Here is a 23,183-nt window from a genome sequence, read left to right on the forward strand (position 1 = left end):
ATGGTCCGCCGTCGGCAGTCGATGATCGGCCATGCGCAAAGATCGCGGCACCAACCGGTGGGAACTGGTCACCTGTGCGCTTGCAGGCCACGTCACCTACGCGCCGGACGAGGAGGCGCTGGCCGGCCGGCTCAGCGGCAGGACCGGCCTGGGCGAAGTCTGGCGCTGCCTGCGCTGCGGTGAATTCGTCGTCGGCGCCCCGCACGGGCGCGGCGACGCCCAGGACGCGCCGATGATCATGCGCGGCAAGGCTTTACGCCAGGCGATCATCATCAGGGCACTCGCGGTCGAGCGGCTGTTCCGCGCGGTGGTGATCGCGCTGGCGGCGTATGCGGTGTGGAAGTTCCGCGGGGCGCGGGGTGCCATCCAGGCGACCCTGGACCGCGACCTGCCGATCTTTCGCGCCGCCGGGTTCAAGGTCGACCAGATGACGATCGTGCACGAGCTGGAAAAGGCGCTGGCCGCCAAGCCGTCCACCCTGGCCCTGCTGACCCTGATGCTGGCCGGCTACGCGCTGATCGAGATCGTCGAGGCGGCCGGCCTGTGGCTGCTGAAGCGCTGGGGCGAGTACTTCGCGGTGGTGGCGACCTCGGTCTTCCTGCCGCTGGAGATCCACGACCTGGCCAAGGGCATCACGATGACCCGGCTGGTCACCTTCACGATCAATGTGGCCGCCGTGGTCTACCTGCTGGTGTCCAAGCGGTTGTTCGGCCTGCGGGGCGGCCGCAAGGCCTACGACGAGGAGCGGAAAGGCGAGCAGCTTCTCGACGTCGAGCGCGCGGCCGCAAGCAGCTGACGGCGCCGGTCACGCGAGGGGGCGCTTGGGATGGATGAAGACGCCCTCGGCCTCGACGGTCACGCCGTGCTCGTCGGCGATGTGCCCCACGGCGAACGTCTTGGCGCCTTCCGTGCGCTCGACCTGGGCCTGCGCGCGCAGCGGATGTCCGAGCGGGGTGCGGCGCCGGTACCGCAGCGTCAGGGTGCCCGTGTAGGCGGGCCGGCCGGGCTGGTGGGCCGTGGCGCCCAGCACGTGGTCGAGGATCAGCGCACACACCCCGCCATGGACGTGCTCCGGCGGCCCCTCGTACGCCGCGCCGAGAACGAATTCCGACCACACCAGCCCGTCGGGCTCGTGGTGCATCACCAGGGGTGGGGCCACCGGGTTGCGCGCCCCGACCACGACGTTGCCCCACGCGATGTTCTGGCCGTCGGGCGTGCGGCGCACCCCGAACGATCCCGGCCGCAGGGCTTGGCTCAATTCGTCAGCGGCACGGTCGATTTTCGCCTGCGCGGCCGCGACCGTCGCGGGGTCGGCCTCGCTGCGGATGCTGACGTCGATGAGCCGCCGGATGGACTCGGCCAGCGGCCCGTACACCGATTCCAGCAGGCGGTGATCGGCGCAGAGCTCTTGGTCAGTCACATAGATAACCTAACAGTGCCGCGCGATCGCCCGGCGGGCATACTGCGCCACGAGGAACGGAGACTCCAATGGGCACCTACGCGATCAGCGGGTCGGCCTCCGGGATGGGCCGGGAGACCGCGCAGCGGCTGCGCGCCGACGGGCACACCGTGATCGGTGTCGACGTCAAGGGCGCCGACGTCGTCGCGGACCTGTCGACCCCGGACGGCCGCGCCGGCGCCGCCGACGGCGTGCTGGCGGCGTGCGGCGGCAGGCTCGACGGCGCCGTGCTGGCCGCCGGCCTGGGCCCCCGCCCGGGCCGGGATCGGCCCCGCCAGATCGCTCAGGTCAATTACCTCGGGGTGGTCGAACTGCTCACCGCCCTGCGGCCCGCGCTGGCCGCGGCGGACCGCGCCAAGGCCGTCGTCATCTCCAGCAACTCCACGACGACGGTGCCCGCGGTGCCCCGTCGCACCGTGCGTGCCCTGCTCGCCCACGACGCGGACAAGGCGGTGCGGTCGGTGCGGCTGTACGGCCCGGGCGCGCCGACGATGATGTATGCGGCATCGAAGATCGCGGTCAGCCGGTGGGTGCGCCGGCACGCGGTGCTGCCGGAGTGGGCGGGCGCGGGGGTGCGGTTGAACGCGCTGGCGCCCGGCGCGATCATGACCCCGCTGTTGGAGGAACAGCTCGCCGACCCCCGGCAGGCCAAGGCGGTCCGGAGATTCCCCGTTCCGGTCGGTGGCTTCGGCGACGCCGGGCAGATGGCCGACTGGATCCGCTTCATGCTGTCGGACTCGGCCGACTTCCTTTGCGGCAGCGTGATTTTCGTCGACGGCGGGACCGACGCCTACTTCCGCACCGACGACTGGCCGAAGGCGTTTCCCGCGCGCCGGCTGGTCGGCTATCTGCGCCGGTTCCGCGCCACCGTGTGACGAGCCGGGCGGCCGGCGGGACAATGTGGGTGACGCCACAAAACGGGTTTTCGTGACGTTTACTGCGGCGCGGCGCGCCCGTAAGGCGAGCCCGGTGCAATTCAATTGAGTCCAACCGGCCGAACAGAGTGAGGGGTGAATCGTGCCGACACTGCAGGACAGGTTGGGTCAGGCCTCGGCCAAACTCGGCGCCCGGGCGCGCGACGCCTTGCTGAGAGCCGAACCGCGCCAAGCGGATTCCAATCCGCCGATCATGCGCAGGGGCGCCGAGCGCTGCTGAGAAGGCCGCCGACCGCTGGCGGCGAACGCCGAGCGTGCAGCTACGGCGAAAAAATCGTGGAAATCTCGCAGTGGCTGCACGTTCGGCGCACGGGGTTCGCCGAGACGCGCGGCGCGCCCGCGTGTTTGGATAGCGGCATGGAACCGCCGGAACGCATCGTGAGCGCCACCCGCGTCATCGCCGCCAGCGCCGAACGGATCTTCGAGCTGATCGCCGACCCCGCTCGCCAGCCGAGGTGGGACGGCAACGACAACCTCGCGGCGTCGGCCCCGGGGCAACGCGTCCGTGCCGTGGGCGACGTGTTCACGACGACGCTGACCAACGGCGCCGTGCGGGAGAACCACGTCGTGGAATTCATCGAAGGCAGCAGGATCGCCTGGCGCCCGGCCGAACCCAAAAGGCAGCCGCCGGGCCACCTGTGGCGCTGGGAGCTCAGCCCGATCAACGCCACCCTGACCACCGTGACGCACACCTATGACTGGACGGAGCTGACCGACAGCACCCGGCTGGCCAGGGCGAGCTCGACGACGCCCGACATGCTGCGCGCATCGATGGACCGGCTCGCCGTGCTCGCCCAGGCCGGCGACGAAGGCGCCTGAGACTCAGCCGTTTTTGCCGCGCACCCACTGAAACGTGCCGTAGTTCCTGACCCGCACGCTGACGAAACCGTTGCCTTCCAGGATGTCGGCGATCTCGTCGTCGTCGAACGCATGCGCCCCGACGTTCGGCAGCTTTTGCCAGAGCCGGGCCGCCGGCCCGACGGTGGGCACCATGACGGCCAGCCGTCCGCCCGGCCGCAGCACCCGCGCCATCTCGGCGAGGGCCGCCGCCGGATGGGGGACCAGCTGCAGCACGGCGGTCGAGACCACCGCGTCGACGGTGTTGTCGCGCAGCGGAAGTCGCTGCGCATCGGCCTTGATGAAGCCGACTTGCGGTCCCGCCTCGTTGCGCACCGCGCGGGCCAGCATGGGCTCGGAGATGTCGATTCCCAGCGCCAGTCCCTCGGGGCCGGCGGCGCGGGCCAGCGACGCGGTGACGTTGCCGGGACCGGAGCCGATGTCCAGCGCCACCCCGCCCTGCGGGATGTTCAGCCACTCGATGGGCAACTGCCACGCGGACAGCAGCCGGCGCGACAAGGCCTGGGCGTTGTCGTACAGCATCGAGCCGAGGGGCGACGCCCACGCCGCCTGGATCGGGCCGGTGTTCTTTTCGACGGGGTCGTCCTCGTCGGGTTCCGCGCCGAGCAGATCCAGGTAGCCGTTGCTGACGTCGGGATCCGCCGGCGGGTCGGCGACCAGCTCCATCGCTCGGCGCAGCGCGGGCGGCAGCGAGACATGCACGTCGGTCACGCGTACTCCTTCTTATCTCCTGGCCACCGCGCGCTCGCGGACCAGGGCGCACAGGCGCCATTCGCCCGGCACGCCCTTGAGTGCACTCTCGCCGCGGTCGGCAAACCTGTGCCGCGAGCCGGTGACGATGTCGCGCACGGTCGACGACACCAGCACCTCGCTGGGCCCGGCCAGCGCCGCCACCCGCGCGCCGATGTGCACGGCCATCCCGGCGACGTCGGTTTTCAGCGCGCCGCGCACCTCGACCTCGCCCGCGTGGATGCCCACCCGCACCTCGATGCCCAGCACCCGCACCGCGTCGACGATGTCGTCGGCGCAGGCGAGCGCGGCGCTGGGGCTGGAGAAGGTGGCGACGAATCCGTCTCCGGCCGTGTTGACTTCGCGCCCGCCGTACCGCTGGAGTTCGTGGCGAATGATGGTGTCGTGGTTGTCCAGCAGGTCGCGCCAGCGGTGGTCGCCGAGCAGCGCGGCGCGTTCGGTGGAGCCGACGATGTCGGTGAACACGATCGTGGTGAGCAGGCGTTCGGCGTCGGAGCCGCCGCGCATGCCGGTGATGAACTCCTCGATCTCGTCGAGCATGGGCCCGGTGTTGCCGACCCAGTACAGGGTGTCCTCGCCGGGTAGTTCGACGAGCCGCGCTCCGGCGATGTGCTCGGCGAGATAGTGGCCGTGCGCGAGTGGGGTGAAGCTCGAGTCGGCCCGGTGCAGGATCAGTGTGGGCGCGGTGATGCGCGGCAGCGCGTGACGCACGTCGCAGTTGCGGACCGCCAGGATCATCGCGCGGGCCATGCTGGGTGAGGCGGCGCGGTTGCCGGCCCCGTCCCACCAGGCGCGGAAGGCGTCGTCGCGGGCGACGCTGGGGGCGATGATGCCCAGCATGTCGAAGCCCTGGTCGACGGCGTCCGGGTCGATCGCGACGGTCGTGTACGGGTCGAGGGCCTCGATCTTGGAGCCCATCGGGTAGTCGGCGGCGTACATGGTGCGGGCGGCGCCGTTGATGATCACCAGGCTGCTGACCCGGTCGGGGTGCTCGGCGGCCAGCACCAGCCCGGTCATCGAGGTGAAGCTCGGCGCCACGATCGTCGCCCGCTCGCACCCGACCGCGTTCATGACCGCGATGACGTCCTTGGCCCAGAATTCCGGCCCGATCACGTCCACCGAGGGGACCCGCGACGACAGCCCGATCCCGCGCTGGTCCAGCCGGATCACGCGGGCGAACGACGCCAGCCGCCGGTGGAAGCGGTACATCGACGGCTCGGCGTCGACCGAGTCGATCGGAATGGACGGCCCGGGCAGCAGCACCAGGTCGATCGGCCCATCGCCGAACACCTGGTAGGCGATGTCCGTGTCGCCGCAACTGGCGTACCGGGTGCGTGGTGCCCCTGGAAACCCAGACACGGCTATCAGGCTAATTCAGGGCCCCGACAAGACGAACAGTTAGCGGCCGATGATCGGAACCAGGTAGCGCGCGGCGTAGTCGCGGACCGCCGCGGGATCCGAGGTGTCGAGGCGGTCGGTGGGGAACACGATGATGCCCAGCGCGACGCGCAGCAAAATGTCGGCGATGTTGGCCAGGTCCGGCTCGGGGATGTCGGTCCCGCAGCGCCGCAGCGTATGGGCGATCCCGTCGGCGAACTGGCGGATCGGGAAGACGTGCGATCGCGAGAACATGCCGAACAGCTCGGGCTCGCTTTCGACGATCCGCGAATACAGGGGCGAATCCTGGACCAGCCGCACCCCCAACGCGAACGCCTCGATCACCGCCTGCTGCGGGGTGCAGCCCGCGGTGGCCCGGTCGAGCGTGCCGAAGAAGAGTTCGGCCTCGCGCCGCACCACGTGCTCGAACAGGTCGTCCTTGGTCGGAAACCGCCGGTAGATGGTGCTGCGGCTGACGCCGGCCCGCGCGGCGACGTCTTCGATGTTGGCGCGGCGCACCCCGTAGGTCTCGAAGACCGCGCGCGCGGTGTCGAGGATGCTGCGCTCGAGATCGGTCCTTTCACCGAGATCGCCGTCAAGGCTGCGGTTCTGCATGGATCACGACCCCCAGGGCAATCTCGGCGCGCCGATGCTATCGTGACACAAAGATACTCGTTTGTTTCTCTGTATCACAACCGCGGGGCAAGGGGGTTGCGATGACCGCTGGACAGGATTTCGACAGCGGCGTCCGCGAGGCGGAGCCCATGCCGGTCGACGAGAACGACACCGCGCCCCGGCTGGGGCCCGAGTCGTTGACGTGGAAGTTCTACGGCGATCACCGCACCCAGTTCTTCGGGTTCCAGCGCACGGCCGGCGTCGAGAACTGCATCGAGCAGCTCGCCCAGGGGGTGCTCGACCATTCGGTGGTGTTCAGCGACACGCTGGGACGGGCCAGGCGCACCGCCCCGCCCCTGATGAAGACCGTGTACTCCGACGACCCGCACGAGTGGGGCCGCAAGGTCCGCGATTTCCACAAGCCGATCAAGGGCACGATCAGCGACGGCTCCCGCTACCACGCCCTGAACCCGGAGTTGTTCTACTGGGCGCACGCCACCTTCGTCGACCAGGTCATCTACACGACCGACACGTTCATCCGCCGGTTGTCGCGCGCGGAGAAGGAGCAGATCTTCAACGAGGGCAAGGTCTGGTACGGCCTCTACGGCGTCAGCGACCGCGGGCAACCGCAGACGTACGACGAGTTCGTCGCCTACTGGGAGGAGATGCTCGAGCGTTTCGTGCCGCACAAGACCGTCCTGTACGGCACCGGCTACATCCGCAAAGGCATCCCGGGCCCGCGCCGGATTCCCCGGCCGCTCTGGAAAATGCTGTCCGCCCCGCTCAACGCCTACACCCGCCTGGTGCTGGTCGGGACCCTGCCGCCGCAGATGCGCGAGGTGTGTCAGCTGGAGTGGGATGCCAAGAGGGAGAAGCGGTTTCAGCGCTTCGCCGCCGTCATGCGCGCGCTCAACCCGCTCATCAACCGGCTGCCGCTCGCGTTCATCTACCTGCCCTGGGCGGTGCGGGCGTGGCGGCGCGCGGGCGTCGACCCGCGCCGGCTGCACAACCGCGCGGCCTGACAACCCTCCCGCTACGGGGGGTCGGCGCGCGAAGATGGGTGGTTAGCCGACTGCGCATCGGGGCATCCGCTACGTCGGTCGACGGCCTCACCGCAGTGCATCCGAAGGAGAAGCGGCCATGCAGATGACGGGCAACACAGTGCTGGTCACCGGGGGCGGCACCGGAATCGGCCGCGGCTTGGCCGAGTCGCTGCACCGCCTGGGCAACACCGTCGTCATCGCGGGGCGACGCCGCGAGCCGCTGCAGGCGGTCGCCGACGCGAACCCGGGCATCCAGACGCTGTCGCTGGATCAGGGCGATCCGGCCGACATCCGCCGCTTCGCCACCGAGGTGACCGACCACTTCCCGGACCTCAACGTCGTCGTCAACAACGCCGGCATCCAGCGCGTCGAGGACCTCACCACCAGTGGGCCCAGCACCGCGGAGCAGACCGTGTTGATCAACCTGCTGGGCCCGATCCGGCTCACCGCGGCGCTGTTGCCGTCGCTGCTGAAGAAGCCGCGGGCGGCGATCCTCAACGTGACGTCGGGGCTGGCGTTCATGCCCAGCGCGCTGACGCCGACGTATTGCGCCACCAAGGCGGCGCTGCATTCCTACACCCAGTCGCTGCGTTTCCAGCTGCGCGGGACCGCGGTCCAGGTGATCGAAATCGTTCCGCCGCAGGTGCAGACCGCGCTGCGGGGCGAGCGGGGCCTGCAGGCGAACGCGATGCCCCTGGACGCCTACATCAGCGAGACCATGACCCTGTTGGAGCGGCAGCCCGAAGCCGACGAGATCCTCGTCGAGCGCGTCAAGGGGTTCCGGTTCGCCGAACGCGACGGCGCCTTCGACGACATCTATCCCGTCTTCAACGAGGCGATCACCGCGGGCGCCGGCCGGGCGCCCACTCCGTGATCAGCTCAGCTGCCGAAGCCCCCGCCGGGCGTTCCGGCGGGCGCGGCGGCGGGATTGCCGTTGAGGCGACTGGCCGCAAAGGCCGCGCCCTTGTCGATCATCTCGCCGCCGGACGCGTAGGTGTCGTGGGCGGCGAAGTTCATCCCGTCGGAGCACACCGGGTCCTCGGGCGCGCACACCTTGATCGTCTTCGACTGATAAAGCGGGCCGATGGCGACCGGTGGCTCGTTGAGGAAGTTCATCGCCCGGACGTTGGGCATTCCGAAGAGCACGACCGACGAGACATGGTCGGCCACCGCGGGATCCATCGGTTTGGGCACCGTCGCGGGGTCGATGCCGTCGGGCACGGCGGACGAGGTGACAAAGCCCATCACGGCCGCGCCCTGCGAGTAACCGCCGAGCACCATCTTGGTGTTGGGGCAGTCGTGCGCCATGGAGACGATGTGAGCGCCGGCGTCCCGAATTCCGTCGAGGCCGGTGTCCCAGTCGTTGCTGGCTGGGTAGTTGACGGGGTACACGTCGAGCGACTTGCCGCCGATGCGCCCGCGCAGGTTGTCGATGAACGCCTGTCCGGTCGGGCCGACACCGGGGTCCTCACCGGTGCCGCGCGCGAATACCACTTGGGCGTCAGGACACTGGGCGGAGGCGGAGGGGAGAGCGGGCGCGAGGATCGAGGCGCTGACCCCCGACGCCGCGACTACTGCGGGACCAAGGTAACGGGCGAGGTGACGTGCGATCATGCCGCAATTGTGCCCATGTAAACCGTTGCCTAAACAGAGTTTTTTCTGGCAATTTTTTGAGCTTTCGCACCCGCGCCCGCGTCTCCGCGGATCCGGCGAGATCGCTTGGGTGCTATGGCCCCCCGCGAGCCCGCCGCGATCGATGTGTTTCGCTAGCTGTGGTCCGGGTCGGGGCGCGCGGCCAAGCCAGGAGCCGCGCCCCCCGGCGTGCACTTCGGAACGATTGCGGCAGTGAGCGTGAACGTGATAGCCCAACCCTTTTCGCGCGCCGTTCGGGCGGCCACCGACCGACTGGCCAACCCCGCGCGAATCTCAGATCCCGACCGGCTGCGCAACGCCGTCTTTGGCAAGACCGCGTTGGTGACCGGCGCGTCCTACGGAATCGGCGAGGCGACGGCCCGCAAGATGGCCGCCGCCGGAGCGACCGTGCTCGTGGTCGCCCGGTCGGCCGAACGGCTCGAGGACGTCGCGGCGGCGATCAACGCCGGCGGGGGCCGCGCCGTCGCCTACCCGACCGACCTGTCCGACGAGTCGGCCGTCAGCGAGCTGACGAAGCAGATCAACGAGAACCACGGCCCGCTCGACATCGTGGTGAGCAACGCCGGAAAGTCGTTGCGCCGCTCGCTGCATCACCAGTACGACCGCCCGCACGACTTCCAGCGCACCATCGACATCAACTACCTGGGACCGATCTGGTTGCTGCTGGGGCTGCTGCCGGCGATGCGGGAGCGCGGCGGCGGGCACATCGTGAACGTCTCCAGCGTCGGGGTCCGGGTGGTGCCCGGTCCCCAATGGGGTGCCTACCAGGCGTCCAAGGGCGCGTTCGATCGCTGGCTGCGCAGCGTGGCACCGGAATTGCACGCCGACGGGGTGGATGTCACGTCGGTCTACTTCGCGCTGGTGCGGACCCGGATGATCGCGCCGACGCCGACGCTGGGCCGGCTTCCCGGGCTGTCCGCGGACGAGGCCGCCGACGCGATCGCCAAAGTGGTGATCGAGCGGCCCCGCACCAGCGAGCCGCCCTGGGTGTGGCCCGCCGAGCTGGCGTCGGTGCTGCTGGCCGGGCCCGCCGACCGCGCGGCCCGGCTGTGGCACCGGCGCTTTCTCTCCCGCTCCGATGCGGCGCAGCGATGACCGCCCCGCCGTCCGGGCAGGGCGTGGGCGCCACCGCGGCGCGGGCGCTGCTGCGTTCCGGGCTGCTCAGCCCGCCGTCGCCCCTTGCGGTGGCGCGGCTGCTCAACGAGGCGCGCCGCGGCGGCACCAACCCCTACACGCTGTTGGCGGTCACGGCGGCCCGGTGGCCGAAGAAGACGGCGATCGTCGACGACGACGGCGCCTTCACCTACCGCGAGCTGCAATCGGAAACCGAATCGCTGGCACGCGAATTGTGCGGCGGCGGCGCCGGACCCGGCGCGGCGGTGGGGGTCATGTGCCGCAACGGCCGCGGGTTCGTCAAGGGATTCTTCGCGATCGCGCTGGCCGGCGCCGACGTGGTGCTCGTCAACACGGACTTCCGCACCGATGCGCTGGCCGCCGCGTTGAGCTCACACAACATCACCACGCTGATCGCCGACGCGGAGTTCGCCGAACGGGTGCGCGCCGCTGACGATTCGGTCGCCGTCATCGACCCGGCCACCGTCGGGGCGCGCGACGAAAGCCGGCGCCCCGCGCGCCCGACGGTGGCCGCACCGGGGCGCATCGTGCTACTGACGTCGGGGACGACCGGCAAGCCCAAAGGTGTGCCGCGCACGCCGCAGCTGCGTTCGGCGGTCGGCGTCTGGGTGACGATCCTGGATCGCACCGGGCTGCGCACCGGCTCGCGAATCTCGGTGGCAATGCCCATGTTTCACGGGCTGGGGTTGGGCATGCTGATGCTGACGGTGGCACTCGGCGGCACCGTGCTGACGCACCGCCACTTCGACGCCGAAGCCGCACTCGCGCAGGCGTCGCTGCATCGCGCCGACGCGTTCACCGCGGTGCCGGTCGTGCTCGCCCGCATCCTGGACCTGCCGCGACGGGTGCGGGCGCGAAACCCGCTGCCCTACCTGCGGGTGGCGCTGTCCAGCGGCGACCGCCTCGATCCCACGCTGGGGCAACGGTTCATGGACGCCTACGGCGACGTGCTCTACAACGGCTACGGCTCAACCGAAGTCGGCATCGGCGCACTGGCGACACCGGCCGACCTGCGGGAGGCTCCCGAGACCGTCGGCAAACCCGTGGCCGGCTGCCCGGTGCGGATCTTCGACAAGAACGACCGGCCCGTGGGCCCGCGCGTCACCGGGCGCATCTTCGTCGGCGGCGAGCTGGCCGGCGAGGGGTACACCGACGGCGCAGCGAAGGCCGTCATCGAGGGCATGACGAGCACGGGGGACATGGGCTATCTCGACAACGCCGGACGGCTCTTCATCGTCGGGCGCGAGGACGACATGATCATCTCGGGCGGAGAGAACGTCTACCCGCGCGCGGTCGAGAACGCGCTCGCCGAGCACCCAGACGTCGCCGACAATGCCGTCATCGGCGTCCCCGACGGGCAGTTCGGTCAACGGCTGGCCGCCTTCGTGGTCCGCCAGCCCGGCGCCAGCATCGACCCGTCGGCGTTACGGGATTACCTGAAGGGCAAGGTTTCCCGCTTCGAACAGCCGCGGGACATCAACATCGTCGACGCCATCCCGCGCAATCCGGCCGGCAAGGTCGTGCGCAAGGAGTTGCCGACCTGACCGTTCTTGCCGAGGCGGCGTTTCCGGCAACCGGCGCGGGGTACGCCGATGCGATAGCCGCGAATGCGGCATGCATCGCAATCGAATAACCCGCCAGGTGACGGGCCCCTCTGAAGAATGGAAACCCCTGCCATGTTCACCGGAATCACCAGCCAGGTGACCGCCCTGGTCACCGCGGTCGCGGCGCTCACCGGCGCCCCGACGCTGAGCGGCGGCGCGGCATTCGCCGACCCCGGCCAGGACGACCAGTTTCTGGCAATCCTCGATCAAGAAAACATCCCCGCCGTCAAGAACGTGCCCAGCCTCATCGCCACGGCCCACAAGGTTTGCCGCAAGCTCGACGGCGGAATGACCGCGGGCGACGTCGTGGACATGATGGTCAACGACGCGTACGCCATCGACCCGCCCGAGCGGCTCTACCCGCGGGACCGCCTGGCGCGCACCGAGACTCGGTTCGTCATCGCGGCGGTCGAGGCCTACTGCCCGGGCGAGCGAGACAAGCTCGCCGCGGTCATGGCCAACCCCGCGCCGGCCTACCGCGCCAGCGGCTACCCGCGTCGCGCGGTCGACCCGGCGGGCGCCGGGGCGGTTGTCCCGGTGGGGATCACCGCGCCCGATCCGCCGCAGATACCGCCACCCCCACCGCCGGCGGCGAAGGACCTGACACCACCGCGGCCGGTCGCGGCGCCGCCCCCACCCCGGCGGCCGCCGGGCGGCGATGCCGGCAGCGGCGGCGGTACCGGCGGCGCGGGCAGCGGTGGCAGCGGCGGAATCGGCGGCGGCGCTCCCGCGGAGCCGTCACCGGCGCCGCAAATGCCGCCGGGCTTCGTCAGGCTCGCCCCGTAGCGGTGCCCGGCGTCCCGCCGTCCTTGGGTTCCAGGGCGGCGACCCGGTTGGCCAGCCAGTTGGGCGCCAGCACCGACACGGCGGTGGCGCCCGCCGTCGAACCGATCACGCCCGTCCAGGCGACGGGCCCCAGCGGCGTGCACCCGAAAAACTGGCTGACTCCGGGTGTTTGGACGATGGCGACCAGCACGCCCGCGCTGCCCAGCGCCGTCCACAGCACGAGCGGGCTGTGCCGGCGGGTCAGCAGGGTCTGTGCGAGCTGCGTCGTCACCAGCGCGGTGAGACCCATTGTCGCGGTGCGGCGTTCGGTGCCCGGCGTCCACCGCCCGATCGCCCACGCCGCCGTCGCGCCCGCCGCGGTGACGGCGCCGCGGGTGACGATCTGGCGCATGAGCGGCGCGTCCAGCGACGGCGGGGGTTCGGACAGCGCCGCCAGCTGAAACGCGCGCTGCAACTCCTCGGCGTCGCGGTCGGCGGCCCCGTCGCGGAGTTCGGGATCCTCTTCGGGCTGCGGGTATTGGGGCGTGACCGCCACCGCGAGCGCGGGAAACATGTCGGTGAGCAGGTTCACCAACAGCAGTTGCCGGGTGCCCACCGGCGCCCGGCCGGTGCCCAGCGCCGTGCCGATGATGGTGAAGAGCACCTCGCCGACGTTGCCGCCGACCAGGATGCTCACCGCGTCCCGCACGCCGCCCCACATGCCGCGGCCCTCGACCAGGGCGTCGAGCAGCACACCGAGGTCGTCGTCGGTCAACACGATGTCGGCGGCCCCGCGCGCGGCCGACGAGCCCCGGCCGCTCACGCCGATCCCGACGTCGGCCATCCGGATCGCGGCGGCGTCGTTGGCCCCGTCGCCGACCATCGCGACCGCCTGGCCGCTGCGCTGCAGCGCGGCGACGATCTGGACCTTCTGTTCCGGGCTGACCCGGGCGAACACCTGCACGTCGGCGGCGAGCCTGGCCCGGGCGTCCTCGTCGAGGGCGGCGAGCTCGGCGCCGCTGACCTCGCGCGCATCCGAGGGCAGGCCGAGTTGACGCGCGATCGCCCGCGCGGTCACCGGGTGGTCGCCGGTGATCAGCACCACCCGGCGACCGGACTCGACCAGCGCCTCGATCAGCGGCCGCGCCGACGCGCGCGCGGTGTCGGCCAAGCCGACGTAGCCGATCAGCTCGAGGTCGTGCGCGGCGGCGTCGACCTCGTCGGCGTCGGTTTCCTCCTCGCTGACCCCGAGCTCCCAGCGGCGCTGCGCCACGGCCAGCACGCGCAGGCCCTGCTCGGCGAGGCGCAACACCAGGGACTCGGCACGCTCTTGGTCGGCGGCCGAATCGGCGAAGCGGCACCGCGGCAGGATCTCCTCGGGCGCGCCCTTGACCACCAGCATCGGCGGCGCACCGTCTGCCGCCACTCTGCCGATCGACGCGGAGTAGCCCCGACTGGACTCGAACGGCACCTCCGCGAGCACCGTCCAATCCGAATCGCCTTGCCCGTTCAGGGAATTCGCGGCCGTGAGGATCGCCTCGTCGGTCGCGTGCGCGTGTCCCTGCCCGTTATGGGGCTGGGTGCAGGCGCGCGCGGCGGCCCGCAACACGCCGACGGCGCGCGGATCGGTCGCATCGAGGAAGGGATCGTCCGCGTTCGTGGTGTGCGGCACGCTGCGAACCAGTCGCAGCCGGTTTTCGGTCAGCGTGCCGGTCTTGTCGAAACAGACCGTCTGAACGCGGCCCAGCGCTTCGACGGCGCGCGGCGTGCGAACCAAGGCTCCCTGCCGCGACAGGCGCTGGGCGGCGGCGAGCTGCGCCAGGGTGGCCACCAGCGGCAGGCCCTCCGGGACGGCCGCGACGGCGATCGCGACGCCATCGGCGACGGCTTGGCGCAGCGAGCTGCGGTGCGCCAGGGCCAGACCGGCCACCGCCGCGCCGCCGGCGAGCGTCAGCGGCAACACCTTGCTGGTCAACTCCCGCAGCCGCGCCTGCACCCCGGCGGCCGACTCGACGTCGGCGATCGCCGAAATCGCGCGCTGCGCGGCGGTGCCCGCCCCGGTCGCCACGACGATCGCGCGCGCCCGCCCGGCCACGATGGTGCTGCCCTCGAACAGCATGCTGGCCCGGTCGGCGTCGGCGACGGCGACGGGCTCGACCTGCTTGTCCACCGGCAGCGACTCGCCGGTGAGGAAGGATTCGTCGACCTCCAGGTCCTCGGCCACCAGCAGGCGCGCGTCCGCCGGCACCACTTCGGGCGCCGTCAGGTCGATGATGTCGCCGGGGCGCAGCGATTTCGCGCTCACGGTCACCGTGCGTTCGGTGCTGCGGGCCGCCTCCAGCCGGCGGTGTGCGGTGGCCACGGTGGGCAGCACGACGCGGCGCGCGTGCTGGTCCTGTTCGGCGAACAGTTCGGCGACCGCGGCCTCGGCCCGCAGCCGTTGCACGCCACCGGCGATCGCGTTGGCGGTCATCACGCCCGCGACCAGCAGCGCGTCGATGTTGCTGCCGACGATCGCCGAGGCGGCCGCCCCCACCGCCAGGATCGGGGTGAGCGGGTCGGCCAGCTCGGCGCGGGTGGCCACCAGCAGCCGTCCCACCCGCGCACCCGGGCCGCGCAGCGGCGCGACGATCGGGTTGTAGGACAGGTCGTCGAGGAGCTGGCGCCAGGGCGCGACCCCGGGCTCGACGGCCAGCGGCCGCGTCCGGCTGGTCAGCCGCGAGTAGACGATCTCCGGGTCCAGGGCGTGCCACGCCGTCAGCGGCTGCGGAGTGGGATCGGACAGCCGCAGCACCCTGCTGGCCGAAAAGGCGCCCGCCACCAGCGCCGCCGCGGCGGCCGCGTTGACCGGGTTGAGCCAGCGCTGGATCGCCAACGGGTTGACCGAGCGGGGGTCGCCGCCGGTGACCAGCAACAGCCCGGCCAGCGTGCTGCCGCCCTTGGCCAGGCGCACCGACGACTCGGTGGCCTCCCGGGCCACCGGCAGCGCCGACAGGATCCGCACCGCGGCGGCGAGGTCGGTGCCGGTGATGATGTCGGCGGTCCACGGCGTCGCGGCCTGCGGATCGTCGAGCGCCACCCCGACGTCGGCGACCGCGAGCGCCGCCAACGTGTCGGTGGACGCGAAATCCCGGTGCAGGGCGGTGATCAGCAGCACCGGCCCGCGATCGGTGCGCAGGTCGCGGACCAACTGCAGCAACGGCGTGCCCGCCGGATGACTGACGGCGACGCTGGCGGTCAGGTCCTCGGTCCCCGCGACGTGGCGCAACACCACCCGGGCCCCGGTGCGGTGCGCGGTCTGCAGCAGCGGGATCGCGAACGGGTCGACCTCCCAGCCGACGTCGACGCCGCCGACGCGTTCCCCGTCGACCACCAAGTCGGCGCGCTCGAGCCCCTGTGCGGGCGCCGCCGACGGTCCCTGCGCTCGCACCCAGCGCAGGCGCGCGCCGGTGGCCGGCAGCTCGTCGGGGTCGGGCTCGGGCGCCTCCTCGCCGTGCAGCAGCGCGTCGGCGACCTCATAGACCCGGTCCTCGTCCCAGCCCGGGACGTCCCCGCGCGCCTCCAGCACGGCGCGGGCGTCGCCGCGCAGCGCCGCCCCGTCGATGACGACCACCTTCACCCGATCCAGCCGGCGCAGGGCGCCCGGATCGAGGATCAGTTGCCCGTCGTTGGCCAGCCCACGCCCCAGGACTGCGGCGAACGACTGGCGGCCCACGTGCGCGGCCCGGGGCACGCCGGCCAGCAGCGCGCCCGCCGCGTCCTCGGTGCCGCCGCCGGCCAGCAGCGCGCCCGCCGCGGCGATCAACGAGGCGTTGGCGGCCTGGTCGGTGTACTCCTCGACCGGGCCGGCCATCGAGCCCTTCGCGGTGTCGATGGCGGCGTCGATCGCGCCGCCGACCATGACGTGGGAGACCTCGCCCGCGGCCGCGGCGGCCCAGTTGTGCCGCGGGGCCTGGGAATTCGGTCCCGCCGACGAGATGATCGGCACCACCGGGGCCTGCGGGCGCTTGGGGGTGGCCAGTTCCGGCTCCCGCTCCCGCCAGCGCTGGCGATGGGCCGAGGCCTCGGAGATCTGCAGGCTCCGCTGCGCGAGGTCGAGCAGCGGGGTGCCGACGGCGTGGGTCAGCCCGTTGGCCAGGGCGGTCGAAGCGCTCAGCGCGATGTCGGTGCCGACGCGGCCCAGCCGCGACTCCAGCACCGCCACCACGCGCGGTTGGTGGTTGAGCAGGGCCGCCGCGGCGCGGGCGCTGCGCGGGGCGACGGGCAGCCGGCCCAACCAGCCGGTCACCGCGGCGCCGATGGCCGCGACGTCCATCGCCGCCGCGGTGAACGGCACCACGACCGCCAGCGGATTACCGGGGTCGGCGAACGGCGCGGTGCGCACCGCCGGCCGGACCCCGGTCGAATCCAGGTCGGCGGCCACGTTGCACACCGTGTCCCGCACCTCGTCGAGGACGCGGTCGGTGTCGGCGTCGGCGTCGAGTTCGACCACGAGCCGGCCGAGCGCGCCCTCGACGTGGGCCGAGGCCACGCCCGCGATCCGGCGGACCGGTTCCTCGACCACGGCCGCATGCTCGTGCCAGTCGGGGAACGGCAGCAGCGGGTCGAGGTCCAGATGCACCCGCCGCCCGCTCTGCCAACGCACCGGCGGCGAGGCGCCGTTGCGGGAGGCGTTGGGCGGCGCGCTGATGCCGATCGCGCGGCCGGTCGTGTGCGCCATCGACTGGACGACGGGCCCGGCCAATTCGACGACGGGGTTGGTGAACGTCTGCACCGCGCCCGCGGCGCCGGCCGCAGTGGAGACGCCGGCCCGCACCAGCTGCGCGGCTCCGCCGGTCACGCCAGCGACGACACTGGCCACGCCCGGAACCTTCACTCCCTCACCCTTCGACTTCCGCGCCTAATGATCCTGCCGTGTTCGGGGCCTGTCCACACGGCGGGCCGGGTGGAGGGCCGGGCGATCACACCTACGAGTGCGGCGCGTCGAGACTCGCTTACCAGGGGGTGCAATCGCTTCCTGGCACACAGGTTACCGGCTTGGACGCAGACCAAACCTGCGCGACGAGCGCGCATCGCCCAACCCGGCTGCGGCCCGGTTGCCGGTTGCGGCCGGAATCGCGACTCCCACCCGCCCTCGTCGCTGAACGCCTTGGCCGGCAAGGTATTTCGGACGCCGACGCGCGCCGTGGCGGCCCTGGAAACACGAATGCGCGGTAGCCGTCGACCGGCTACGCGCGCACCATGTGGGATCCGGGAACCCCGGCTACAGAATTCGGTGGTTCGCCCTACCGACGTGATAACCGGCCGGGAAAGACTTCTCGATGACCTGCAACTGGTGGTCGATTCGCGACTCGAGCTCGAGAACCACGCAGCTGTCGCTGAGGGTTTTCGCTTCGAGAACTATGTACCGCTGACCACAATCGGTGATCGGGTCGCCCGAGTGCAATTTCTCGACCGGCACCGACTCCGGTGTTCCGTCCGCCTCCATCCATGACACGTTAGGTCAATTCGACGGGTGAGGGAATAGCCCGCGCCGCGGGGCGCGCTACGCGCCGGCCGCGCCCGGTTGCTTGAAGAACACGCTGACACGAGAGATCAGTCCGCCCGCGTCGCGCTCGAATACGAGGCATTCGGGCCAGGTGGCCACGGCGCCGTCGATCTCGAACGACTCGCTCAACTCGACATAGGACAGGCGATCGTCGACGTGCGAGACGCGGGTGACGTCCAACCGGTGGCCGCTGAGGTTGGTGATCACCTTGCGCAGGTAGGCGACGTAGTGCTGCTTGCCCTCGACGGCGTCGCAGAAGGGGCCCTCCCGGGTCAGGCCCTCGTCGGCGATGGTCGTGGCCAGGCCGTCCCAATCGTGTGCGGCCAGGCACTTGAGGTAGCGCTCCACCACACCGGCGCCGGTGTCAGTCACGGGGTGACCTCACGAAAGACACAGTAAGGCAGCGCGGTGGCGCGCGGAATAGCGCGGAAATCACCGAGAAGGCGACGACACGGCGAGAATGATGCGATGAGTGCACCGCGCCGGCCGGAGTCGACGGCGCCGACCTGCTACCGGCATCCCGATCGCCAAACTCACCTGCGCTGCAACCGCTGTGAGCGCTACATCTGCGTCGACTGCATGCGCACCGCCGCGGTCGGCCACCAGTGCGTGGAGTGCGTGCGGTCCGGGGCGCGCACGATTCGCCGGCCGCGCGCCCACTTCGGGGGTCGGCAGCGGTCGGGCTCGCCGGCGGTCACCTACGCGCTGATCGCGGTCAACGTCGCGGTTTTCGTCGCGCAGCTGGCGTCGGGGGGCCTGGAACAGCACCTGACCCTGTGGCCACCGGCGGTGGCCGACGGCCAGCTGTATCGACTGGCGACGGCGGCGTTCTTGCATTACGGCGCAATGCATTTGCTGCTGAACATGTGGGCGCTGTACGTCGTGGGCCCGCCGCTCGAGATGTGGCTGGGCCGACTGCGATTCGGCGCGCTGTACGCGTTGAGCGGGCTGGGCGGCTCGGTGCTGGTCTACCTGCTGTCGCCGCTGAGCACCGCGACGGCGGGCGCGTCGGGCGCGATTTTCGGGCTCTTCGGCGCGACGTTCGTGGTGGCCAAGCGGCTCACCCTCGACGCCCGCTGGGTCGGCGCGGTCATCGTGATCAACCTGATGTTCACCTTCGCCGCCCCGGCGGCCGGTTCGCAACCGATCAGCTGGCAGGCGCACGTCGGCGGGCTGGTCACCGGCGGAGTGGTGGCCGCGGCCTACGTCTACCCGCCGGCCCCGCGGCGCAACGCGGTGCAGGCCGCGGTGACGGTCGCCGCCGTGGTGGTGTTCGCGGCGCTGATCTGGTGGCGCACAAACGATATCCTCGCGGAGTTCGGTGGGCATCTTTATCTGCGCTGACGGAGGTTCTTATGACCTGGTGGGTCGCGCGCTCCGAGCACACGCTGTCCGAGGACGTGCCCGCGCCGCCCGGCGACGTCCGCGACTTCTACGTGGATCTGGACAACATCAAGCTCGTCCACCCGCTGATCGTGTCGGTCCAGCCGACGTCGCGCACCGAAACTCCGGAGGGCTACCGGCAGAGCTATCGGGTGGTCGACCGGATCCCGTTGGGGCCGTTCACCATCCGGATCACCTACCGCGCGCGCCTGGATGTCCGCGCCGGCGGCGAGGTGCTGACCGAGGCCGACCAGTCGCCGGGGGTCCGCCTGCGCGGAACGGTGAGCTTCACGCCGATCGACGGCGGCACTCGCGTCACCGAGCGGATACGGATCGCCGCGCCCCGCCCGTTGGCGCCGACGACCACGCGCGAGGCCGTCAAGGCGCACCAAGAGATGCTGGCGGGCATCCGGCGGCACTTCGAGTCCGCCTGACCCCCGCGTGTCGTCTGCCGAATCCGGCCGCGTCGAAATTAGGCTTGCTGCGATCAAGAGGAGGGGCAGCGACGTATCGGCAGCAACTTTGGCGCCGGACGAGGTGGTCAGGGCGCGCTAGCGGAGGACTCTGAGCCGGGCGGGAGGCACCCCGCCCCGGCCCGTGCTGCCCGCAAGCCGCGCTGGGTTGCCCCGGTCCGCCGCGCCGGCCGGCTCGCAATCTGGGACCAACCGGACCGGCGCAGCGGCATTCCCGCGCTGGATGGGCTCCGCGCGATCGCGGTCGCGCTGGTGCTCGTCGGGCACGGCGGCATCCCCGGCGTGGGCGGCGGTTTCATCGGCGTCGACGTCTTCTTCGTCCTCAGCGGGTTTTTGATCACCTCGCTGCTCCTCGACGAGCTGCGGCGCACCGGCCGCATTGAGCTGACCGGCTTTTGGATTCGGCGGGCGCGACGGCTGCTGCCGGCGCTGCTGTTGATGGTGCTCAGCGTGGGCGCGGCCCGCGAGCTGCTGCCGGCCCAGGCGCTGACCGGGTTGCGCGACGACGCGATCGCGGCCTTCCTGTGGGTGGCGAACTGGCGGTTCGTGGCCCAGAAGACGGACTACTTCACCCAGGGTGCCCCGCCGTCGCCGCTGCAGCACACGTGGTCGCTCGGGGTGGAGGAGCAGTACTACTTCGTGTGGCCGGTCCTGCTGATCGCGGTGACCCTGCTGTTGGCGGCGCGAGCCAGGCGCTACTTCAGGCGGGCCACCGTGGGCGGCGTACGGTTCGCCACCTTCGTGATCGCCACCGTGGGCGCCCTGGCGTCCGCCGCGATCGCCATCGCCCTGGCGTCCGACAGCACGCGTGACCGGATCTATTTCGGCACCGATACCCGGGCGCAGGCGCTGCTGATCGGCTCCGCGGCCGCGGCCCTGCTGGTGCGGGACTGGCCGTCGATGAACCGCGGCTGGTGCCTGATCCGGACCCGGTGGGGACGCCGCGTCGCCCGCCTCTTGCCGCTGCTCGGCGTGGCGGGGCTGGCGGCGGCGACGCACTACGCGACCGGCGCGGCCGCCGAGTTTCACCACGGCCTGCTGATCGGGGTCGCCATCTCGTCCGTCCTCGTGATCGCCCCGGTGGCACTGGAGCAGCGCGGGGCCGTCGCCCGCATCCTGGCGCTGCGTCCGCTGGTGTGGGTGGGCACCATCTCCTACGGCGTCTACCTGTGGCACTGGCCAATCTTCTTGGCCCTCAACGGGGAACGCACCGGCTGGTCGGGTCTGCCGCTGTTCGCCGTCCGCTGCGCCGCCACCGTGGTGGTCGCGGCCGCGTCGTGGTGGCTGATCGAACAACCGATCCGCCGCTGGCGGCCGGTGCGGGTGCCGCTGTTGCCGCTGGCGGCGGCGACCGTGGCCAGCGCCGCCGCGGTGACGCTGCTGGTGATTCCGGTGGGAACCGGGCCCGGCCTGCGCGAGGCGGGCCTGCCGCCGGGCGTCTCGGCCGTCGCCGCGGTGTCCCCCTCACCGCCCGGCGGCGCCCGCCCGGCGCCGCGGGATCCCCACCGGCCCTTCACGGTTTCGGTGTTCGGCGACTCGATCGGATGGACGTGGATGCACTACCTGCCCCCGACGCCGGGGTTCGCGTTCCTCGACCACACCGTCATCGGCTGCAGCCTGGTGCGCGGCACGCCCTATCGCTACATCGGCCAAACCCTGGAGCAGCGGCCGGAATGCGACGGCTGGCCCATCAGGTGGTCGGCGCAGATCGCCCAGGACCAGCCGGATGTCGCGCTGCTGATCATCGGCCGCTGGGAGACGGTCGATCGGGTCAACGAGGGGCAATGGACCCACATCGGCGACCCGACGTTCGACGCTTATCTCAACGGTGAGCTGGAGCGGGCGCTGAACATCGTGGGCTCCACCGGTGTTCGCGTCGTCGTGGCCACCGTGCCCTACAGCCGGGGTGGCGAAAAGCCCGACGGGCGCTTGTATCCGGAGGACCAACCCGACCGGGTCAATCTCTGGAACACCATGCTGCGCAAGACGGTTGCGCACCATCGAGGAGTCCAGATCCTCGATCTGAACAAAAAGCTCGGTCCCGACGGCGTTTACACCGCCAAGGTCGACGGCATCAAGGTGCGCAGCGACGGCGTCCACCTCACCCCGGAAGGGGTGAAATGGTTGACGCCGTGGCTCGAGGAATCCCTGCGATAGCGCCTAATCGCCGGTGCGACAGCTGATTTCCATGCTGTCGCTGTCCCGGACGTTGAAGTTGAAGCTCACGTATCCGTTGGCCGGGTTGCGCACGCGGTCGAGGTAGGGCTGGGTGTCCGCGGCGTTGGCGTTGTCGGCGACCACCAGCGCGCCGGTCGCCAGGCGCGGCTCGAGCAGCTCGATCACCGGCAGGTACAGGTCCTTCCAGCCGTCGAGCAGGACGAAGTCGACGGGCCCGTCCAGGTCGGCCAGCGTGGTCAGGGCGTCCCCCTCGAGGATGGTGATCGCGTCGGCCAGACCGGTCTCGGCGAAGGTCTGCCGGGCCGCGGCGATTTTGGTGTTGCTGAGCTCGGTGGTCACCACGCGGCCGGCGCCGTTGTCGCGCACCGCCGATGCCAGGTGGACGGCGGAGATTCCGAACGACATCCCGAACTCGACCACCGTCGCCGGCCGGGTGGCGCGCACCAGCGCGTAGAGCAGGCGCCCGGCCTCCGGCGTCACCGGGATGTAGAACTCGCTCATGGCCTCCGCGCGCTCCTGCGCGCTCATCGGGCGGTCGAAGTCACCGTGCCGCTCACGCAACTTCGACATCTGATCCCTGGTTTCGGCGTACATCCGGTCGAGCACCGTCGCGACCTTCGGGTCCTGCAAAGTGTTGGCCATGCCGTCGAGGGTAGGCGCCCAGCGTTTGACGGGCACAAGGGCGCAGGGCAAGATGGTCGTGCAAGCACCTCGGTAGGTGAGGCGTCTGCACGGATACAGGCCACTGACCCCGAACGTCGAGAGACGCCCCGGGTCAGGACAGCTCTTCCCGGACCCAAGGGTTGAGCCCAAGTGGCTTCCGGACATCGATTGAGTCCGGATACGCCGTGCAGTGCCGAAGCTCCGACGAGAGGGGTGCGGTCGGCGGCCTGCCGCCGGTCATTCGTGCCTCTTCCGTTCAGGTGAGTGTGACGACACCCGCGTGTGTCCCGGCCGTGAGGAGGTGAGGGCGAGATGAGTCCCGGCGACAGTTCCTATCCGAAATCCGTCTTGTCCCGATCCGGTTCCGGCATCCTTTGCGCCGCCTGAACTTTCCCTGGACGCCCGTCGGCCCCGCGCGGTGAATCCCCGCGCGGCTCGCGGGAAGCCGGGGTGCAGTCGGCGCTCTGAACCACACGAGCCGATCGGGCCCTCCGACAGGGGAAAGATCATGGCTTTTGTTGTCACGCACCGCTTTACCGGCCTCAAGGGGGGCCAGGGTGGTTCGATGCTGCGCGTCGGCCGGCTGTTGGCCGGCAAGCTGCACGCCCGCAGCGCCCTGACTCCGCAGGAGCGGGCCAACCTCTACGTCTCGCGGACGCCGATCGCGGTCGTCACGGCCTCGCTCGGCGGGCATCCGTCGGAGCGCGCGAGCCACCACCGGTAGTTTGCCACGCGAACTCGTTGA

At 71.1% G+C, this 23,183-nt stretch carries 22 protein-coding genes and 1 riboswitch; of the genes, 13 read left to right on the forward strand and 9 right to left on the reverse strand.

Features of this window, described 5'->3' with window-relative positions:
* Window positions 1-31 precede the first annotated feature (31 nt).
* Window positions 32-796, forward strand: coding sequence for a DUF2127 domain-containing protein (locus tag AC5Y4Z_RS15755; RefSeq protein ID WP_499965386.1), 765 nt, complete (start codon window positions 32-34; stop codon window positions 794-796).
* A gap of 9 nt (window positions 797-805) precedes the next feature.
* On the opposite strand, the gene AC5Y4Z_RS15760 is transcribed toward AC5Y4Z_RS15755, so the two are convergent.
* On the reverse strand, window positions 806-1,420 hold the full coding sequence (locus tag AC5Y4Z_RS15760) for a PaaI family thioesterase (protein WP_499965387.1): 615 nt from the start codon (window positions 1,418-1,420) through the stop codon (window positions 806-808).
* 68 nt (window positions 1,421-1,488) lie between these two features.
* Between AC5Y4Z_RS15760 and AC5Y4Z_RS15765 the strand changes: the two genes are divergently transcribed.
* The 3 genes from AC5Y4Z_RS15765 (at window position 1,489) to AC5Y4Z_RS15775 (ending at window position 3,213) form a co-directional block, all read left to right on the forward strand.
* Window positions 1,489-2,334: an SDR family oxidoreductase gene (locus AC5Y4Z_RS15765; RefSeq protein WP_499965388.1), complete on the forward strand. Its 846-nt coding sequence runs from the start codon at window positions 1,489-1,491 to the stop codon at window positions 2,332-2,334.
* A 142-nt stretch (window positions 2,335-2,476) separates the two neighbouring features.
* On the forward strand, window positions 2,477-2,614 hold the full coding sequence (locus tag AC5Y4Z_RS15770; RefSeq protein ID WP_499965389.1) for a hypothetical protein: 138 nt from the start codon (window positions 2,477-2,479) through the stop codon (window positions 2,612-2,614).
* A 137-nt stretch (window positions 2,615-2,751) separates the two neighbouring features.
* Complete coding sequence (locus AC5Y4Z_RS15775) at window positions 2,752-3,213, forward strand: SRPBCC family protein (protein ID WP_499965511.1); 462 nt, start codon at window positions 2,752-2,754, stop codon at window positions 3,211-3,213.
* Between the two features lie 3 nt (window positions 3,214-3,216).
* Here AC5Y4Z_RS15775 and AC5Y4Z_RS15780 read toward each other — a convergent pair whose 3' ends face one another.
* The 3 genes from AC5Y4Z_RS15780 to AC5Y4Z_RS15790 are packed head-to-tail and all read right to left on the reverse strand — an operon-like array spanning window position 3,217 to window position 5,994.
* Window positions 3,217-3,963: a class I SAM-dependent methyltransferase gene (locus AC5Y4Z_RS15780; protein ID WP_499965390.1), complete on the reverse strand. Its 747-nt coding sequence runs from the start codon at window positions 3,961-3,963 to the stop codon at window positions 3,217-3,219.
* A 12-nt stretch (window positions 3,964-3,975) separates the two neighbouring features.
* The gene (gene lipJ / locus AC5Y4Z_RS15785; protein WP_499965391.1) at window positions 3,976-5,361 is read right to left on the reverse strand and encodes a bifunctional lipase/adenylate cyclase LipJ; all 1,386 of its coding nucleotides are present in this window, start codon (window positions 5,359-5,361) and stop codon (window positions 3,976-3,978) included.
* Window positions 5,362-5,400: 39 nt separating this feature from the next.
* The gene (locus AC5Y4Z_RS15790; RefSeq protein ID WP_499965392.1) at window positions 5,401-5,994 is read right to left on the reverse strand and encodes a TetR/AcrR family transcriptional regulator; all 594 of its coding nucleotides are present in this window, start codon (window positions 5,992-5,994) and stop codon (window positions 5,401-5,403) included.
* 101 nt (window positions 5,995-6,095) lie between these two features.
* Here AC5Y4Z_RS15790 and AC5Y4Z_RS15795 point away from each other — a divergent pair, with 101 nt between their 5' ends.
* Together AC5Y4Z_RS15795 and AC5Y4Z_RS15800 are read left to right on the forward strand one after the other, a co-directional pair.
* Complete coding sequence (locus tag AC5Y4Z_RS15795) at window positions 6,096-7,016, forward strand: oxygenase MpaB family protein (protein ID WP_499965393.1); 921 nt, start codon at window positions 6,096-6,098, stop codon at window positions 7,014-7,016.
* Between the two features lie 118 nt (window positions 7,017-7,134).
* The gene (locus tag AC5Y4Z_RS15800; protein WP_499965394.1) at window positions 7,135-7,911 is read left to right on the forward strand and encodes an SDR family oxidoreductase; all 777 of its coding nucleotides are present in this window, start codon (window positions 7,135-7,137) and stop codon (window positions 7,909-7,911) included.
* A 5-nt stretch (window positions 7,912-7,916) separates the two neighbouring features.
* Here the strand turns inward: AC5Y4Z_RS15800 and AC5Y4Z_RS15805 are convergent, their stop codons facing one another.
* Entirely contained in the window at window positions 7,917-8,651 is a 735-nt protein-coding gene (locus AC5Y4Z_RS15805; protein ID WP_499965395.1) for a cutinase family protein, read from the reverse strand.
* A 237-nt stretch (window positions 8,652-8,888) separates the two neighbouring features.
* Between AC5Y4Z_RS15805 and AC5Y4Z_RS15810 the strand changes: the two genes are divergently transcribed.
* From AC5Y4Z_RS15810 to AC5Y4Z_RS15820, 3 genes are all read left to right on the forward strand, one after another.
* Complete coding sequence (locus tag AC5Y4Z_RS15810) at window positions 8,889-9,785, forward strand: SDR family NAD(P)-dependent oxidoreductase (RefSeq protein WP_499965512.1); 897 nt, start codon at window positions 8,889-8,891, stop codon at window positions 9,783-9,785.
* Window positions 9,782-11,368: an AMP-binding protein gene (locus tag AC5Y4Z_RS15815; protein ID WP_499965396.1), complete on the forward strand. Its 1,587-nt coding sequence runs from the start codon at window positions 9,782-9,784 to the stop codon at window positions 11,366-11,368. Before AC5Y4Z_RS15810 ends, AC5Y4Z_RS15815 begins: the two co-directional genes overlap by 4 nt.
* Window positions 11,369-11,485: 117 nt before the next feature.
* Complete coding sequence (locus tag AC5Y4Z_RS15820; protein WP_499965397.1) at window positions 11,486-12,214, forward strand: DUF732 domain-containing protein; 729 nt, start codon at window positions 11,486-11,488, stop codon at window positions 12,212-12,214.
* Here AC5Y4Z_RS15820 and AC5Y4Z_RS15825 read toward each other — a convergent pair.
* The 3 genes from AC5Y4Z_RS15825 to AC5Y4Z_RS15835 form a co-directional block, all read right to left on the reverse strand.
* Window positions 12,198-17,069 (reverse strand): cation-translocating P-type ATPase, encoded by a 4,872-nt coding sequence (locus tag AC5Y4Z_RS15825; RefSeq protein WP_499965398.1) that lies wholly within the window; start codon window positions 17,067-17,069, stop codon window positions 12,198-12,200. The two genes, AC5Y4Z_RS15820 and AC5Y4Z_RS15825, sit on opposite strands and share 17 nt — an antisense overlap.
* Before the next feature lie 387 nt (window positions 17,070-17,456).
* Complete coding sequence (locus tag AC5Y4Z_RS15830) at window positions 17,457-17,681, reverse strand: hypothetical protein (protein WP_499965399.1); 225 nt, start codon at window positions 17,679-17,681, stop codon at window positions 17,457-17,459.
* Between the two features lie 57 nt (window positions 17,682-17,738).
* Window positions 17,739-18,113 (reverse strand): nuclear transport factor 2 family protein, encoded by a 375-nt coding sequence (locus tag AC5Y4Z_RS15835; RefSeq protein ID WP_499965400.1) that lies wholly within the window; start codon window positions 18,111-18,113, stop codon window positions 17,739-17,741.
* Window positions 18,114-18,209: 96 nt separating this feature from the next.
* Here AC5Y4Z_RS15835 and AC5Y4Z_RS15840 point away from each other — a divergent pair, with 96 nt between their 5' ends.
* The 3 genes from AC5Y4Z_RS15840 to AC5Y4Z_RS15850 all read left to right on the forward strand — a co-directional run bounded on the left by AC5Y4Z_RS15840 (window position 18,210) and on the right by AC5Y4Z_RS15850 (window position 21,754).
* Complete coding sequence (locus AC5Y4Z_RS15840) at window positions 18,210-19,085, forward strand: rhomboid family intramembrane serine protease (protein ID WP_499965401.1); 876 nt, start codon at window positions 18,210-18,212, stop codon at window positions 19,083-19,085.
* An 11-nt stretch (window positions 19,086-19,096) separates the two neighbouring features.
* Complete coding sequence (locus AC5Y4Z_RS15845) at window positions 19,097-19,558, forward strand: SRPBCC family protein (protein WP_499965402.1); 462 nt, start codon at window positions 19,097-19,099, stop codon at window positions 19,556-19,558.
* A gap of 219 nt (window positions 19,559-19,777) precedes the next feature.
* A complete protein-coding gene (locus tag AC5Y4Z_RS15850) occupies window positions 19,778-21,754 on the forward strand; it encodes an SGNH/GDSL hydrolase family protein (RefSeq protein ID WP_499965513.1) in 1,977 nt (658 codons plus the stop codon).
* 3 nt (window positions 21,755-21,757) lie between these two features.
* Here the strand turns inward: AC5Y4Z_RS15850 and AC5Y4Z_RS15855 are convergent, their stop codons facing one another.
* The gene (locus AC5Y4Z_RS15855) at window positions 21,758-22,417 is read right to left on the reverse strand and encodes an O-methyltransferase (protein ID WP_499965403.1); all 660 of its coding nucleotides are present in this window, start codon (window positions 22,415-22,417) and stop codon (window positions 21,758-21,760) included.
* Window positions 22,418-22,478: 61 nt separating this feature from the next.
* Window positions 22,479-22,658: riboswitch (M-box (ykoK) riboswitch) on the forward strand.
* Window positions 22,659-22,946: 288 nt separating this feature from the next.
* Between AC5Y4Z_RS15855 and AC5Y4Z_RS15860 the strand changes: the two genes are divergently transcribed.
* Entirely contained in the window at window positions 22,947-23,162 is a 216-nt protein-coding gene (locus tag AC5Y4Z_RS15860; RefSeq protein ID WP_499965522.1) for a hypothetical protein, read from the forward strand.
* Window positions 23,163-23,183 lie beyond the last annotated feature (21 nt).

This window comes from Mycobacterium sp. NGS63, assembly GCF_059812295.1.

Bases quoted from the DNA above. Each gene is read 5' to 3' on its own strand.
- AC5Y4Z_RS15790 (WP_499965392.1), bottom strand. From the start codon at position 5,994: ATGCAGAACCGCAGCCTTGACGGCGATCTCGGTGAAAGGACCGATCTC.
- AC5Y4Z_RS15775 (WP_499965511.1), top strand. From the start codon at position 2,752: ATGGAACCGCCGGAACGCATCGTGAGCGCCACCCGCGTCATCGCCGCC.
- AC5Y4Z_RS15855 (WP_499965403.1), bottom strand. From the start codon at position 22,417: ATGGCCAACACTTTGCAGGACCCGAAGGTCGCGACGGTGCTCGACCGG.
- AC5Y4Z_RS15840 (WP_499965401.1), top strand. From the start codon at position 18,210: ATGAGTGCACCGCGCCGGCCGGAGTCGACGGCGCCGACCTGCTACCGG.
- AC5Y4Z_RS15755 (WP_499965386.1), top strand. From the start codon at position 32: ATGCGCAAAGATCGCGGCACCAACCGGTGGGAACTGGTCACCTGTGCG.
- AC5Y4Z_RS15805 (WP_499965395.1), bottom strand. From the start codon at position 8,651: ATGATCGCACGTCACCTCGCCCGTTACCTTGGTCCCGCAGTAGTCGCG.
- AC5Y4Z_RS15800 (WP_499965394.1), top strand. From the start codon at position 7,135: ATGCAGATGACGGGCAACACAGTGCTGGTCACCGGGGGCGGCACCGGA.
- AC5Y4Z_RS15815 (WP_499965396.1), top strand. From the start codon at position 9,782: ATGACCGCCCCGCCGTCCGGGCAGGGCGTGGGCGCCACCGCGGCGCGG.
- AC5Y4Z_RS15845 (WP_499965402.1), top strand. From the start codon at position 19,097: ATGACCTGGTGGGTCGCGCGCTCCGAGCACACGCTGTCCGAGGACGTG.
- AC5Y4Z_RS15830 (WP_499965399.1), bottom strand. From the start codon at position 17,681: ATGGAGGCGGACGGAACACCGGAGTCGGTGCCGGTCGAGAAATTGCAC.
- AC5Y4Z_RS15795 (WP_499965393.1), top strand. From the start codon at position 6,096: ATGACCGCTGGACAGGATTTCGACAGCGGCGTCCGCGAGGCGGAGCCC.
- AC5Y4Z_RS15860 (WP_499965522.1), top strand. From the start codon at position 22,947: ATGGCTTTTGTTGTCACGCACCGCTTTACCGGCCTCAAGGGGGGCCAG.
- AC5Y4Z_RS15765 (WP_499965388.1), top strand. From the start codon at position 1,489: ATGGGCACCTACGCGATCAGCGGGTCGGCCTCCGGGATGGGCCGGGAG.
- AC5Y4Z_RS15820 (WP_499965397.1), top strand. From the start codon at position 11,486: ATGGAAACCCCTGCCATGTTCACCGGAATCACCAGCCAGGTGACCGCC.